Source organism: Erythrobacter longus, from assembly GCF_000715015.1.
GTDB lineage: Bacteria > Pseudomonadota > Alphaproteobacteria > Sphingomonadales > Sphingomonadaceae > Erythrobacter > Erythrobacter longus.
Genome location: NZ_JMIW01000007.1, coordinates 227,394 through 242,138, shown reverse-complemented (window position 1 = coordinate 242,138; position 14,745 = coordinate 227,394). Strand labels below are relative to the sequence as shown.

The 14,745-nt window shown below is 56.2% G+C and carries 14 protein-coding genes; 10 read left to right on the top strand and 4 right to left on the bottom strand.

The annotated features are described in order from the left end of the window. Positions 1-19: 19 nt before the first annotated feature. The 7 genes from EH31_RS14990 to EH31_RS14965 all read left to right on the top strand — a co-directional run bounded on the left by EH31_RS14990 (position 20) and on the right by EH31_RS14965 (position 7,364). A complete protein-coding gene (locus tag EH31_RS14990) occupies positions 20-1,894 on the top strand; it encodes a tetratricopeptide repeat protein (protein ID WP_161782160.1) in 1,875 nt (624 codons plus the stop codon). Further along, positions 1,881-2,849: a hypothetical protein gene (locus tag EH31_RS17035; protein WP_051699319.1), complete on the top strand. Its 969-nt coding sequence runs from the start codon at positions 1,881-1,883 to the stop codon at positions 2,847-2,849. Before EH31_RS14990 ends, EH31_RS17035 begins: the two co-directional genes overlap by 14 nt. After that, complete coding sequence (locus EH31_RS17030) at positions 2,828-3,691, top strand: CHAT domain-containing protein (RefSeq protein ID WP_051699318.1); 864 nt, start codon at positions 2,828-2,830, stop codon at positions 3,689-3,691. The genes EH31_RS17035 and EH31_RS17030 overlap by 22 nt, the downstream gene beginning before the upstream one ends. Before the next feature lie 638 nt (positions 3,692-4,329). After that, positions 4,330-4,515 carry a hypervirulence associated TUDOR domain-containing protein gene (locus EH31_RS14980; RefSeq protein ID WP_034961765.1) on the top strand — a complete coding sequence of 62 codons (186 nt, stop codon included), beginning with the start codon at positions 4,330-4,332 and terminating at the stop codon, positions 4,513-4,515. Between the two features lie 90 nt (positions 4,516-4,605). Beyond that, entirely contained in the window at positions 4,606-6,054 is a 1,449-nt protein-coding gene (locus EH31_RS14975; RefSeq protein ID WP_034961763.1) for a phospholipase D-like domain-containing protein, read from the top strand. Positions 6,055-6,212: 158 nt separating this feature from the next. Beyond that, positions 6,213-7,133 carry a mechanosensitive ion channel family protein gene (locus tag EH31_RS14970; RefSeq protein ID WP_081853440.1) on the top strand — a complete coding sequence of 307 codons (921 nt, stop codon included), beginning with the start codon at positions 6,213-6,215 and terminating at the stop codon, positions 7,131-7,133. A gap of 42 nt (positions 7,134-7,175) precedes the next feature. Further along, on the top strand, positions 7,176-7,364 hold the full coding sequence (locus tag EH31_RS14965; RefSeq protein ID WP_034961761.1) for a PLDc N-terminal domain-containing protein: 189 nt from the start codon (positions 7,176-7,178) through the stop codon (positions 7,362-7,364). Between the two features lie 135 nt (positions 7,365-7,499). On the opposite strand, the gene EH31_RS14960 is transcribed toward EH31_RS14965, so the two are convergent. After that, a complete protein-coding gene (locus EH31_RS14960) occupies positions 7,500-8,087 on the bottom strand; it encodes a sigma-70 family RNA polymerase sigma factor (protein ID WP_051699317.1) in 588 nt (195 codons plus the stop codon). A 406-nt stretch (positions 8,088-8,493) separates the two neighbouring features. Then, the gene (locus tag EH31_RS14955; protein ID WP_081853445.1) at positions 8,494-8,781 is read right to left on the bottom strand and encodes a YidH family protein; all 288 of its coding nucleotides are present in this window, start codon (positions 8,779-8,781) and stop codon (positions 8,494-8,496) included. A gap of 137 nt (positions 8,782-8,918) precedes the next feature. Between EH31_RS14955 and EH31_RS14950 the strand changes: the two genes are divergently transcribed. Then, entirely contained in the window at positions 8,919-9,764 is an 846-nt protein-coding gene (locus EH31_RS14950; RefSeq protein WP_161782159.1) for a formate/nitrite transporter family protein, read from the top strand. Between the two features lie 106 nt (positions 9,765-9,870). Here EH31_RS14950 and EH31_RS14945 read toward each other — a convergent pair whose 3' ends face one another. Next, positions 9,871-11,931, bottom strand: a complete 2,061-nt coding sequence (locus EH31_RS14945) for a DNA/RNA non-specific endonuclease (protein WP_051699315.1) — start codon at positions 11,929-11,931, stop codon at positions 9,871-9,873. 200 nt (positions 11,932-12,131) lie between these two features. Between EH31_RS14945 and EH31_RS14940 the strand changes: the two genes are divergently transcribed. Together EH31_RS14940 and EH31_RS14935 are read left to right on the top strand one after the other, a co-directional pair. Beyond that, positions 12,132-13,187 (top strand): diacylglycerol/lipid kinase family protein, encoded by a 1,056-nt coding sequence (locus EH31_RS14940; protein ID WP_034961759.1) that lies wholly within the window; start codon positions 12,132-12,134, stop codon positions 13,185-13,187. Positions 13,188-13,208: 21 nt separating this feature from the next. Then, positions 13,209-14,120: a hypothetical protein gene (locus tag EH31_RS14935; RefSeq protein ID WP_034961757.1), complete on the top strand. Its 912-nt coding sequence runs from the start codon at positions 13,209-13,211 to the stop codon at positions 14,118-14,120. Here EH31_RS14935 and EH31_RS14930 read toward each other — a convergent pair. Continuing rightward, positions 14,117-14,644, bottom strand: a complete 528-nt coding sequence (locus EH31_RS14930; protein WP_034961913.1) for a DUF2141 domain-containing protein — start codon at positions 14,642-14,644, stop codon at positions 14,117-14,119. The two genes, EH31_RS14935 and EH31_RS14930, sit on opposite strands and share 4 nt — an antisense overlap. Positions 14,645-14,745: the final 101 nt, after the last annotated feature.

Here is a 14,745-nt window from a genome sequence, read left to right as displayed (position 1 = left end):
AACGCAGGGGGGAATTGATATGCGGCGCATTGCAAAAGCGTTTTTGGCTGGATTGTTGGCGGTTACTTTTCTGCCCCTTGCGGCCCAAGAACCAGCGACGCCCGATTACGCAAGCATGACCAATGAGCAGCTTGGAAATGCTGTAAACTCCCTTTTGGATGCTGGAGAATTTGTCGCGGCTATTCCCGGCGTTGAGGAGGTCATAAATCGCTATGAGAGAGACGGTATTCTCACACGTGAGGACGGGATCGGATGGGTTGGCGATTTGCGAAAAGGCTATCGCGCCGTTCAGCGTGACGAGCCGCTCATCGCGCTGACACGCAGGGTCATTAGCGCTTGCAAACGCGAGCTCGGCACGAGAAACGAATGCTGGGTTGATTGGCACCAAATCCTTGCGCAAGACCTGCGGATCGCCAAGCAAATGGAGGCAGCCTACCCCGCGTACAGAAACTGGCTCGATATGGTCGTAGAGGCGCACTCTGGGGAAAGCGAAAAAGCACAAGAGGCGCGGCGTGAATTCACATTCTATCTCGAAGAAATTGGGCAGGAAGATGAAGCGATTGCACTCTGGAAAGAATCGTACGCGGTATCGAAGGTCCTGCGGGGGCCGTACGACATCAACACAACTGAGCTCGCCGAAAGAATACGAGCTGCCTATATTCGCAATGACAGACTTAAGGATGCAGAGCTTTTATCCCGCGAGCTAGCCTCTGAATTAGAGGCCGGCCTTGGCCCGCAAGATCGGCAAACGCGCAATTGGCAAGTCCTCATAGCCTCGACCCTGAAGTTGCAAGATGATTTGAAAGGTGCCTCGGCGATCTTGCGATCGGTGCTCGACACTGCTCCAGGTGATGGGAGCGGTGTTGCAGCGACTTACAATGCCAAGTCCATGCTGGAAGAGATTGCCGAGCTTACCGGGGATTTTGCCAGTGTTGAAGCCATCTATCTCGCTAATCTGAAAGAAGCCCGCACTCTGCTGGATGAAGACCCGCTTGCAACGGAAGAAGCTCTTGGTTTCTTGTCAGAGGCTTATGTAAAGCGCAACGAACTTACCAAGGCAGAACCCCTTACGCTGGAGCTATTGGCCTTGTACGAGGCGCAGGACCAAAATGAGCTTTGGGGTTTGTTTATTGCCCTCACTCAGCAGCAACTGACGGAGATCTATGCAAGGCAAGGCCGCTTTGATGAAGCGCAGGCGATGGCAAAGGCTGCTTTCAGCGAGTTTTCCGAAGATGGCGGCGTGTTCCGTGCCGACGCGATCATCGCGCTATCAAGCAGTTTTTCGCTTGCTGGTGAATATGGCCAAGCAGAAACAATCTTGCTGGATGCGGTTGCCAAAAAGTTTGAACCCAAATTGGTCTCCGCGCTCGCCCGACTTTACCTTGATCAGGACCGGTTGGCAGAAGCCGAAACGCTGCTTGCAAGGTCGACAGAAGGGGATACTTCACGTGTCAACGGCGAGGTTGCCGATGTTGCCTTGTTGGGAGAGCTATACCTCAAACAAGGCCGCACCGAGGATGCGCGGTTCCAGTTTCTCTATCAGTTAGCGATAGCACGCCAGTGGGCAGGCACGAACCCCGCGCCAATTATCGATGCGCTCTATTCTTTGTCTTTGGCGGAGCAGGACCAACTGCGATTTGATCTTGCTGGGGAACGCATTGATGAAGCCTTGCGCCTTTACGGTCCAAACGCATCGCCTACCAATCCTGACACGCTAAAACTGTACTTTCAACGGGCGCGCATCACGGTTTCACAAGGTCAATATGCGCGAGGAGTATTGGAGATGAGCGATGCTCTGAATGCGGCGCAGGCGAGTTTTGGAAGCGGCCACCAGCTAACCCTTGAGATTGCTGAACAAGCTTGCTGTGACTGCGTTTCGGATGAATTTTCCTGATGCGGCGAAATATGCAGCGCAGCAATTGTCGTTGGGCCTTGATGAGCGGCGGCGCAACACTGGCATCGGCAGCCTTGCCAAAGCGCAAGCGGACAGGGAGGCCGCCCGCCGCGCAAGCGCTTATTGGCTTATTGGTGAGATCGCATGGCAAAATAGTGGGCAGGCCGAATTCCTCGAAACCGGCTTTGCCGCCTTTCAAGAAAGAATGACCAATCCAGCGAGCGCAGCGGTAGTGCGCGCGGCGGCGCGGCGATTTGCTGATGACAAAGAAGGGGGGCTTGGCTCTCTTGTTGAAGAGCGCGCCCAGCTGCAAAGCCAATACGCCCGCAACGCCGCCCAGTTTGCAGATGCTTTGACAAAGCGCGGCGAGGAAAGCGTCAAAGCGAGAGCGCAGGCGGTCAGCGGGAACAGTCAGGTTGCAGAGCGGCTTGAGCAGATTGACGCGGTGATGCTGAGCCAATTTCCCGAGTATTTCGATTTGGTCCGCCCTTCCCCGCTAACGGTGGCTGAAGCGCGCAGCTTGATGGGCAAGGACGAAGCAGCCTTGGTGATTGTACCAACGCAGCTTTCGATCAATGTTTTTACGATCACCAGCGAGAAGGTCTCTTGGCGTCAGGCCGCTTTTACCGAAGATGAGATCAACACGCTGACGCAGCGGCTTTTGTGGTTCGCCGGGGCCAAAGTAGATGTGGATGATCGGATGAGCCTTGACTGGGAGGACGCGGTCGACGGCGGCTTTGACGGGTTTGACCGCGACACGGCCTTTCTCCTCTACAGCGAGTTGATTGCCCCTTCTGAGGCGCAGCTTGACGGAAAAGAGCATCTGTTCATTTCAGCGGCTGGCTCGCTCTCTTCGCTTCCTTTCTCTTTGCTAGTCACTGAGGAGCCGCAGGGCCGCGATGATGCACCTCAGGATTGCGCGACACCAATTGGATGGCAGACCGTTTCACACTGATCCAACTGCCGACGCTGCAATCACTCGCACTCTTGAGGCGCCAACAAAAGTTGGAGCGGGCAACGCCTTTGAGTTTTGCAGGATTTGGCAATCCAGTTCTGGGCGGTGCAGCGATGGAGCGAGGGGCTCGAAAGCGCGGGGGTGCTGACGGGTCAGGGCGCACACAAAGCATTGCTGCCTTATTCAGCGATGGCGACGGAGGTCGTTCACCAACGATCAATCTGGAGCAATTGCGAGCAATGTCGAGCCTGCCAGGGACGGAGCGCGAGTTGAAAGCTATGGCAAAGGCGCTGGGCACTGGCGCAAAGTCGATCTGGCTTGGTGACGATGCAACGGAGACCAACTTTAAAGATGCGCATCTGGACCAAACTGCAATAATTGCTCTGGCAACGCATGGATTGGTTGCTGGTGAGATTGATGGCGCTGCTGAACCCGGTCTGGTCTTTACACCGCCCAGCGTTCGGAGCGGCATGGATGATGGGTATCTCACAGCTTCAGAGATTGCGTCCCTTCGCCTAAATGCCGATTGGGTGATTTTGTCAGCCTGCAACACAGCAGCAGGGGACGGCAGCGAAGGCGCAAGCGGACTTTCGGGACTAGCGCGAGCATTCTTCTTTGCAGGGGCCGAAACCTTGCTTGCCTCGCATTGGCCGGTGCGCGATGATGTGGCCGCCGAATTGACGGTGCGCACAATTGAACTGCAACGCGAGCAACCGCAGATCACCCGGGCACAGGCGTTTCAGCTGGCTATGCGCGAGGTCCGCATGGATGTCTCCAAAGACGGCTGGGCTCACCCTACCGCTTGGGCACCGTTTACGCTGATTGGCGATGGGACGCAGTGAAGCTTTGTAGTGGTGAGGGGCGCGTTGAGGGTTTGGGATCGGCAGGAAAGGCGGCTGCGCCAATAGGTCCTGAGCCTAGGGACTATACGGCGCAACCCGGCGCACCTTCGCCTTGGTTAACACTAAAATGCCAAACTTTGCCAGCGCCAATTAGCACCGCTATCGGCTCAATAAATCGCCTCAAGTGCAAGCAATCCAATCGGTCATAAACGGCCTTAAGGAGTGCTTTGTATTACAAAGCTGACCTTGGCAAAGGAGACGATAGGCGCGCTCCCTTTGCAGACCCATGGCTTCTTTCAGGAAGGTCAAAGGGCGTGCCTGCCCCCCCGAAACCCAGCCTCTCCAAAAGGGCCAAGCCTACGCGGATTGGATGTCTTCAGGGGTTTTCGGATCCCTTAATCCCCGACCATGATTTGGAGAATGCCCTCTCCACCTGGATCTAGGATTAGAGAAGCTTGAAGACCGTCCCTACATATTGGGCATCGTCCGACAAGCTCTTGAGTGCGTTGAGAATTGGCGGGGGAGAGTGATCGGCCGCGCCCTGCCACTTTTGGAACGTTCCCAGTTCCCATTCATACCTGTTGGACACCACCTTTGCCTGCAGCTTGCGGCATTGGAACACACCATAGGAGTGCCATATGACTGGATATGACGAAGGCACGAAAATCGAATGGGACTGGGGCGATGGCACCGCTACTGGCACGATCGTGGCCTGCTACACCCAAAAGCGAACTTTGAAGATCGACGGCAATTCGATCACGCGCGATGCTAGCGAAGGTTGCCCCTCGTACAAAATAGAACGTTTGGTCGCCGAATACGCTTGAGGCAAGCGGCCTGTTTGTGGCACGCTCCTCTTACCAGGCTTCTTCCGCTCCTAAAAGTGTCCTCAGCAACTATCATCGAGCCACGTTCAAATGACCGTTCTTAAGCCGGGAAAAAACTGCTGGCAGTTGGCCCGTGCTGACACTTTTGACCTGTTGGTTGATGGGGAAGAGTATTTCCGCGCCGTTCGCTTGGCGATGCGGCAAGCCCAGGAGCGCATCGTGTTGATCGGATGGGATTTCGATGCGCGGGTTGAGATGTATGATACCCGGAATGATGTCGAAGGTCCGCTGGAAATAGGCGAGTATCTTGATTGGTTGGTGGATCGTAATCCCGACTTGCAGATCTTTATTCTGCAATGGGATGTTGGTGCGATCAAGCTTGCCAAAAGGGGCAAGACCGTCGCCAAGGTCGCAGGTTGGCTCGCCCACCCAAGAGTTCATTTCGCGCTGGACGGGGCACATCCTGCTGGCGCTGCTCAGCATGAGAAACTGGTGGTTGTTGACAATCACACCGCGTTTTGCGGCGGAATTGATATTACAGAAGATCGCTGGGACACGCGCGAGCACCTTGATGACCAGCCTCAGCGCGCGCAACCAACCGGCCAAGATGCTGGCCCTTGGCACGATGTCTCGGTCCAGCTTACCGGCGATGTTGCCGGGTGCTTGTCTGAGCTGGCCGAACAACGCTGGAAAGATGCCACGGGCAAGGACTTGCCTGCGGTGGAGGGCAAAGGTGATTCTTGCGCGCAAGAAACCGGTGTGAGCAAAGATACCCACACCGATGGTTCTGCCATGCTGCGAGGCGTTACCGCTGCGATAGCGCGCACGCGCGGGCAAACCGATGAGCATGACGCGGTTCGCGAGATTGAGGCGTCCTATTGCGATGTGATCGCCTCTGCGAAGCGGTGCATTTATATTGAGACCCAATATTTTACCGCAAAGTGGATCGCGCGGGCCATTGCGGATCGGCTTAAAGAAGAGGGCGGCCCTGAAATTGTAATGGTGCTGCCCGCGTCGTGCGATGGCTGGTTAGAGCAGCAGATGATGGACACCACCCGGTCGCGCTTGATCAAAGCGCTACAGGCGATTGATCACGAGGGCAGGCTGCGCGTTTATCACCCTGTGACCGCCAAAGGCACCGATATCTACGTCCATGCCAAAGTCCTGATCGCAGATACGCGCTTTTTGCGGGCTGGCTCTTCCAATCTGAGCAACCGGTCGATGGGATTTGACAGCGAATGCGACGTGTGTGTGGACGCGCATCTGGCTGATGATCCTCAATCGACGGAGCGCGCGATTACGAACTGCCGCAATGACTTGCTGGCAGAGCATCTTGGCTGCGCCAGGGACGTGATTTCAAAGGCAATCGAGGCGAGCGGCTCGCTTATTGCAGCGATTGAAGAATGCACCGGTGAAGGTCGAAGGCTTCGGGAATACGAATACCCCGATCTCAATGCTGTTCAAGAATGGCTTGCGAACACGGATATACTTGATCCCGAACAGCCGGATGACGAGTGGCCTGGCATTACCCTGTCGTAGCATTACCCTGCCTTAACTTTGGCGTGACGTCTTAGCAGGGTCGATCACTGCACATAGCAAGGGCCGAACCACGCGCCTTGTGTGATCCGGCTCTTTGATTGGATCGCGGCCTTCTGTGAAAATTGGAACGGTTGCGCCGCAGTTCTTGTAGCTAAGGCATGACTTCACAACAAAACCCATCGCCTAGAACCACATCGCTTGAACCCGCATCGCTTGAACCCGCATCGCTTGAACCCATTGCCATTTTGACCACGCAGCTTTCTGAAATGGGGCGCGGGGTGATCGCGATGCTTCCCAACATCCTGATCGCTTTCACTTTGCTTTTGGTCACGTGGGCCGTGGCGAAATTCGCGACGCAGATCGCAGACAAGATCACGCGCGGTGCGGACATGCGGCCGTCGCTTCGCGAACTGATCGAATTGGCGGTCCGTTTTACCATCTGGGCTATCGGACTGATGATTTCAGCGACCGTTTTGTTGCCCGACCTGACGCTTAGCAGCATTGTTGCCGGACTTGGTGTTGGCACGGTCGCGGTTGGCTTTGCGTTTAAGGACGTTTTTGAAAACTTCATGGCCGGGATTTTGTTGATGCTGCGCGAGAAAATGCGCATTGGCGATACCATCGAATGCCAGGGGATCGAAGGCGAGGTCGAGGAGATTTCGCTGCGTGAAACCCATGTTCGCAAGCTGTCGAACGAATTGACCGTCGTCCCCAATTCTGTCCTTTTCAAAAACCCGGTCGAGATACTGACTGATAGAAAGCAACGCCGCTTCGAATTGCTCGTTGGCGTTAGCTACGACACCGATCTGGAGCGTGCTTCCGACGTGATCCGAAACGCGGTCGAAGGTTCGAACGCCATCGACACGGACAAGCCAGTTGATGTGTTCGCGACCGAATTCAATTCCAGCTCGGTCGATTTCCGGGTCCGTTGGTGGACCGGTTCGACCATGGGTGACAAGCATTCAAGCCGCGATGCGATGATCCGCAAAGTCAAGGCTGCGCTGGACCGCGAAGGGATCGAGATCCCGTTCCCTTACCGCACCCATACATTCAAGGAACCGATGCAGCTGGCAGATTAGACCGCGCCCACGCGCACCACCCCAAAACATAAGGAATTTATCATGGAATATGGAATTATCGGATTACTCGTACTGGCCCTCAACATCTGGGCATTGTTCAATATCTGGACTTCGGGCGCATCGGTCGTAGCCAAGCTTGTGTGGTCGATCCTGATCTTCGTCCTGCCCGTGATCGGCGTGATTGTGTGGCTTGTATTTGGACCACGGGGCGGGAGCCTTCAGGCCGCATGATGGCAGTGGGCTCTGGTGGGATCACAGATTGATCCGCGTTCACCCAAAGCCCGAAACTCAAACCAAAAACGCCGCGCTTTCGAAAAGAGAGCGCGGCGTTTTTGTGTCTGGCCCAAGCGGGTGTGGTTTGATCGATTACGTCGACTGGTCGAGATTGATCACATCTTCAATATTGCCGCCCTGTTCGATCTCCTCGATCGCTTCGACGAAGGTTTCTGCAATACCGGTTGCATCTTCGGTATCCTCGAGCGTCATCTTCACTTTCCCGCCATCGAGAATTTCACTCAAGGTAGCGCGCGCCCTCGATGCGCGGCTTTTCACGGTTCCAGGGGCACAGTTAAGGATTTCGCCCGCCTCTTCGTAGGTGTGGTCGCCTGGACCAACCAACATCATGGCTTCGAGTTGGTCGGTGGGAAGCTCAGACATTGCGCGTTGAAGATCGGCAAGCTCGAAGGTGGAATTTTGCCGTGGCGGAGCGGACAGGATCTGTTCTGCTACGTTTTCGTCAAAACCGGCCACGAATTTCTTCCCGCGCCGCAGTTGGTTCAGCCAGGTATTGCGCAGGATCGTGAAGGCCCAGCTTAAAAAGTTGCTGCCCGGCTTGAACTGATCGCGCGCCGCCCATGCCTTAAGCAAGGTTTCCTGCATCAGGTCTTCGGCCATATCCTCGCGGGCGCATAGCTTGAAGGCAAAGCGCCTGAGCGGGGTTTGCGAGGCGAGCATCTGTTTCTTGAATGACCTTGATGAAACAGCCTTGCGCCGTTTTTCGGAGCCCTCGGGCCAAGGATTGTGGGGCGTAGACGATGCCCTGGCTCGCCCTGATAGTGGCAGCGAACGGGTGTTCTCTTGTGCTGGCTGATTTACAGCAGGCTTTGAACTAGGGGGGCTGGAATTGGGGTTTGGGATGGCTTGTACTGACATGGCCGCCTTGGGTTTGAGCAAACGATTGCAATCTTAGTTGTAATGATTGCAAACCGTGCAAGTTCCCGGCTCGGTATCAGGAATGCCGCCACGCGCGGTGGTTGATCCGTCCAGCGTTTCACATCAAAAACCAGATCGCCAGCAAAAGCAGGGTCGAGGCGGCGCCCATCAAGCCTGCCACAAGTTTTACGTTGATCGTTTGAATAGGCTAAATCTTGTGCGGGTCCATCCGCTGGATAACGTCGCAGGATTTCTTCTGCGCGATGTAGAATATGCAGATCCCCACGAGCACAAAAAGAGACGCGATGGCTCTTGCAACCCAGGCCGGTTCGATCTTGGTGAAGACGGCGTTGAACGCAAGGCCCATCCCCACCGCCGCAAGCCCTGTTCGCATCCAGCCTGCAAATGTGCGTTCATTGGCAAGGATCGTGCGATCTTCGGCAAGGTCGGTGCGTGTTTCGCTTTGTGTATTCGATGAGTTTTCACTGCTGGACATACAATTCAAACACTTTGGGCATGGCGAAGTTTCAAAGAAATTTTGGCGGGGGGCAAGCCGCGCAAAAGCGCAGGGCAAATTGGAACCCAAAGCGGCCACGCCCGTATGAAGACAGTAACACACTGGAGCACAGCTGGATGGAAAACGACGACCTGATCGAACCTTCGAGCGAAGGTGAGCACGATAGCGGTGAACAGCCAACCTCTCCGGAAATCTATATTGAGATCGCCCGGGAAGGGATTGAGGAGATGGGGCGCCCCACTGCGTCCTTGTTCTGGTCAGCGGTTGCGGCTGGTCTATTGGTTAGCTTCTCGCTTGTTGTAAAAGCGGTGTTGCACGCGGATGTGGGCGGCATGGCGATGGGCCATGCGATTGAAAGCTTTGGCTATACGATCGGCTTTATCCTCGTGATTTTTTGCAGGCTTCAGCTGTTCACGGAGAACACGATCACCCCGGTGCTTCCTGCAATCGCTGTTCCTTCTGCGCAAAATTCTATGAACCTGGGGCGTGTCTGGACCATTAGTCTTACCGCCAATTTTATCGGTACAGCCGCGATGGCGTGGCTGTTTTGGGCGACACCTGTCGTTACACCGGCGACGCTGGATGCGATGATGGCAATCAGCGAGAAGGTCGCTGGATTGTCGTTCATGGAATCCATGTTGAAGGGGATGCCCTCAGGCCTGCTTATCGCCGCGCTCGTGTGGATGCGGCCTAGCGCAGGCAATAACTTCCTGTGGCTGGTGTTCTTGATGACTTACGTCATCGCGGTCGGCGATTTCACCCATGTTGTGGTCGGATCTTGCGAGATATTCCTGCTCGCATGGAGCGGGCAATACGCCCTTGGACCAATGCTTGCTGGCAATATCTTTCCAACACTGCTGGGCAATGTGATCGGGGGAACGGCGCTCTTTGCCCTCCTCGCCTGGGGCCAGGTAAGAGACGAACTCAAAGACACCGTGATGCGTTTGCGACCCACAGAGTAACGCTAAGCAATCCTACCTTTTCACGACTTATCTGTGATGGTTCTGCCCTGCCCTGCCCTGCCCTGCCCTGCCCTTCCCTGTCTTGACGCGGTTCTCGAACGAAGGCTCACAAAACGAGCTGCGAAAAATCGTCGATGGCGTTGTACATAGCAGCGCCTGCTGGAAACTCCTTCATCGCAGAAAGGCCAGCGCGCATCGGGTCGGCATCGCGCAGCGGGCCAAAGTCAAAGCCCGTCGCCTCCTCCAGGTCGGCAATTGCCAGTTGGAAGGTCTTGTATTCGCCAAACTCAAAACCCTCGACCGATTCGTTTTGCGCGCGGTCGGCCAGCATGGTGTGGATGAGCTGACCCTGGCTCAAAAGGTAAGCGGTTGCGTGAAGGCGCATCGCTGATCCTTCTGCCCCATCAGCGCCACCATCAGCGCCCTCATCATCAGCAGTCATCATCACCACGACCTTCCAAAATTCGAGCGGGATGGTGACGCCCTCTTCTTCGACCACATTGCCATCAAGGATGGGGCCAGTGAAAACGCTGGCTTTGAAATCGTGGGTGCGTGCGCTTCCCAGAATGTAATCTTCAAGCCCGCGCCACTGCGACTGGCTGCGGTTCAATCCCAAATGCTGCGGGCTGGCATTGGGGTAGTGGAAAGTGTCGAAATTGGCCCGTTCGACCGTCTGCGCGTCGCCCCAGTTGGGGTCTTCGCGCTTCACCAGATGGCCGCGGTCGCACGCGACATTGGAATAATCATCCTGACCGATCTGAATCTCGCGCGGGATGCGCATGTCGAAATACCACCGGTCGCGCGTGCGTTTGAGCCTGCGCGAGCGCGCTCCGTCGATATTGACCGCGGTCACAACCGGGCTTTTGCGAGAGGCGCAATATTGCACTCCGAAATGCTGATACCGCAGTTCATGGGGGCGCTCGGGCGTTGCATCGCTAGGGGTTGCCAGATCGAACGCACCTTCGGGCAAGGCGGGCCATGGCACCTTTTCACCAAGGAAATCTGCATCATACCCCCCGCGCCCCTCAAAATATTCCGCCGCGCGCTCTTTGTCGGCAAGCTCGGTCAAGCCTTCGGGTATATTGCGGTTCGGCAGATCGCCTAAGAGGACGCTCGTTACCTTGCCTGCAAGAATGTCTTTAAGCGTCTGCACCTTAACGGCTGAATTGTGCCGTCCGAATATGCCTTGGAAATGGAGGCCAACGACCGCTTGTTGATCGAGGCTGAAAACGGGGCTTCCCGAAGAGCCGCCCGTCGTTGTTGCATCATATCGCATCCGGTCGCCTTCGCCGCCGCTCATCGCCAAGCCGGGGGAATAGCGTTTGACGTCGTAAATCCCTTCGAAATACCGCTCCATATGCGCAACGCTTTGCGGTACGCGGGTGTCTCGTGCAGGGTATCCGATGACGGCGATGGGTTCGTCATCTTCAACCGGCTTTTCCGCGAGGGGAAGGGGCTTGATCGCTCGGTCCTCTGGCCAATCGTCGGGCATCTCGATCCGGCCAATCGCCACATCTGATGCCGCATCAGAGGCAAGGTAGGTGTAGGTCACGATCTTTGCTGCCAAGGCTTCTTGCGCGCGGGCGCCCAATTCCTCGTTAAAGTCAATTTGTGATCCGTATCTGATCCCGCCAAAGGGGGAAAAAAGATACACTCCGCCGCCACGGTGACTGCGCCGGGCGACGATTTTGGCAACATGGCGATTGGTCGCAACCAGAAGGTGTCCGGGCTTTTTCTCGTCCTCACCGATGATCCAGCCAGTGCCGCCCCAGTCCATATCATGATTGCGAAATTCGATCCGCCCCACTGACGGGAGCCACGCTTCGGACTTGCGGATTTTGGCGACGATGTCCGGGCCAAAATCGCTTTGCGGCAAATCGGCGTCTTCCACCTCAACCGCGCCGCCGCGCACGATCAAAGGTGGGCGATTTTCGGTGCGAATGACCGCTTCTGCGATAAAGACGTCATCGTCAAAAGCAGGGAAGGCGTCGCCTGATCTCTCCGGGTCGGTTTGCCTCAGGACAGCATCCATCTGTTCTTGCGCCACACCCTTGAGCAAGCGAGAAGCGGCGCTCTTGCGCTTCAGCTGTTTGCGCGCGTGATCAGCCCAGCCATTGTTTTGCATCGCTTCAAGCTGGCTAAGGCTCTCTTTTACTTCTCTGTCCATTTGGTCCCCCCTAACAATTGCCTGTCTGTTTTAATCAAAGGAAAGCATTTGGGTCAAAGCCTGAGCCGCAATTCTTATCTGGGGGCACTGTAACATTGGGCTTTTTCATGACCGCGTATGTGTTGCGAGTTTGAGACAAGGCGATCGGGTGTTGCAACGCGGGAGTGGCATTGTCCTTCGCAAATACCTATAGGGTGGACATGGCATCGCGCATTTTTCAGTTTTCCAGCCTTCCCAAGGGCACAGCTCCGGCGCTTGACCGGGTGGAAGGTGGCCCTGCGCGCGAAAGTGGCCCTGAGCGAAATATTGGCGAGGCGCCGCGTGTGGGCGTCATCTACAACCCGCGCAGCCACGGCAATAAGGGCGCTGATTTTGATTGCGGCATGTCGCCCCAGGTCTTTATCGCAAAGCCGGGTGACCGCGCGCAATTGCCAGAAGCTCTGGCCAAATTTGCACGCCAAGGCATTGATCTTCTTGTCATTAATGGCGGTGATGGGACAGTGCGCGATGTGCTGACCAGCGGGGCAGCTATTTTCGGCGACAAATGGCCTGCATTGGCCGTTCTGCCGAAAGGTAAAACCAACGCGCTCACCGTTGACCTTGGCGTTCCAAAAGGTTGGTCGCTGCAAGAGGCGATCGATGCCTTTGACGAGGGCAGCCGGGTTCAGCGCCGCCCGATTGAAATCACACCCATCGGCGGCAGTCCTGATGCGCGCGCGCTCGGGTTTTTCCTTGGCGCAGGCGCGTTTACGACAGCAACCACTGCGGGGCAAAAGGCCCATAAGATCGGCGCGTTCAATTCGATGGCTGTGGCGGTCGCAACGCTTATGGGGGTGTCGCAGTGGCTTTTTGCCTCGCGTGAGAACGCCTGGCGGCGCGGGTCGAAGATGTCCATCGGGCTTGGCGTTAAAGATGTACCGATGGTGCATTCAGGCGTTGGCGACCCGGAATTCCGGCAACTTCTTTTGGCCTCGACGCTTGAAAAAGTGCCTGCAGGTTTGAAGCCTTTTGGAAAGCTGCGCGAAGGTTTGAAACTGGCCGCCACTGATCAGATTTCGCGCAAATCCGCGTTCACTTTGTTCAAGATGATCCGCGGCCAGACCCCTGAAGGCATTCGGGAAAAAGGCTTTCACCAGATCGCAACGCCGCAATTCTCATTACGCATCGAGGAATCATTCATCCTTGATGGCGAGGCCTTCCCTCCGGGCGAATATCGCATTGGTCAGGGGCCGGAACTTGAATTTGTAGCGCCCTGAGCGCTTCGTTTTGGGCCTTTTATGGCAAGCAATTCTTCTACTTTAAGCGACCGGATCGAAGCGCGCCTTAACGCCGAGGTTGATCCTGCAGTCGCGCTCTTCGCCGCCAGCTTGGCTAAAGAGGCAGGCGCTGTGGCGGTGCTGTTTTACGGGTCAAACCTGCGCACAAAGTCACTCGACGGGGTGCTCGATTTCTACATTCTGCTGCCCGGTGAGCAGCGTGAAAAAATATGGCCCCGCGTCAGCTATCAAGAGCGCGAAGCGGCAGATGGTACAGTATTGCGCGTGAAAATAGCCACCATGTCGCTTTCGACCTTTACGAAAGCTGCTGGCGGCGAACTGCTTGATACAACGATCTGGGCGCGCTTTGTTCAGCCCAGCGCTCTGGTCTGGCAGGCCGATGAGACCGCGCGAAAGGGCGTGGTCGCAGCGATTGGCGCTGCTGCGCAAACAGCTGCGCGTCTAGCGGTGGCGCTTGGCCCCCGATCTGGCACGGCGCAGGATTATTGGCGCGCGCTTTTCCGGGCGACTTACAAGGCAGAGCTCCGGGTCGAAAAGGCAGGCCGCGAAAACGATATTCTCAGCGTCAATCAAGAAGATTTTGCGGGGCTTTTGCCGCTCGCGCTTGAGGCGGCCGGGGTCGTTCACACAGTCAATGGTGCGCGCATCACGCCAAGCCTTACCGCAAGGGAGCGCACAGCCACGCTCAGCTGGTGGAAGCGGCGTCAACGCATGGGCAAGCCACTGAATGTGACCCGCCTGATCAAAGCGAGCACAACGTTCGAAGGGGCAGCGCGATACGCAGCGTGGAAGATTGAGCGGCACACCGGAATGCCGGTCGAAGTGACGCCGCTGCGCGAAAAGATGCCATTATTGGCCGCGCCAAGCGTGCTTTGGGCGCTTAGAAAGCACCGCAAGAACACAAAGCCTTAGGCGAAATACTTCATCGTGATCGAGATGGCTGTGACACCGTTGCCGACATTGAAACGGGTCTTGTCAACGCCCGGCTTGCCAAGGTTGAAAATGTTGATCGACGGATCATTCGACATCGCACCGCCATCGGTTCGGATATCGGTTTCGCCATTGCCGTTAACATCGTGCCGCACGGCAACGGCGTAATTGCCGCTTTTGGGAACGGGCAGACAAATGGTCATCCGGCCGCGCCTTGCAGGCAGCTCCACCCGGTTAAGCCACTTCCCGCTTTCAAGCCATTCACCGCTTGTTGCGTTGTAGACTTGCGCGCGGACCTTACCGCTAGCCTCTTTGATGCCGTTGATGGTCACACGAACAGCAGGGCCGCCGCCTGGCGCGCAGGAACGCATATTGTTGGAAATGGTATTGCGATAATCGTTAGAGGACGATGCCTGAGCCATAGCGGGAACGCCAGGCGCAACTGTGCCCAATCCTGCCAAAATGGCAGCGCCGCCCAAGGCTGCAATGCTCTTAAGTCTAGTCATCAAATCATGTCCCTTATCCCAGTAAAAACCGGGCTCTGCGCCTGCAAGTATCACACTTGAAAGCTCACAATACACTGCCCCTATGTCGTCCCGGTGCTGAA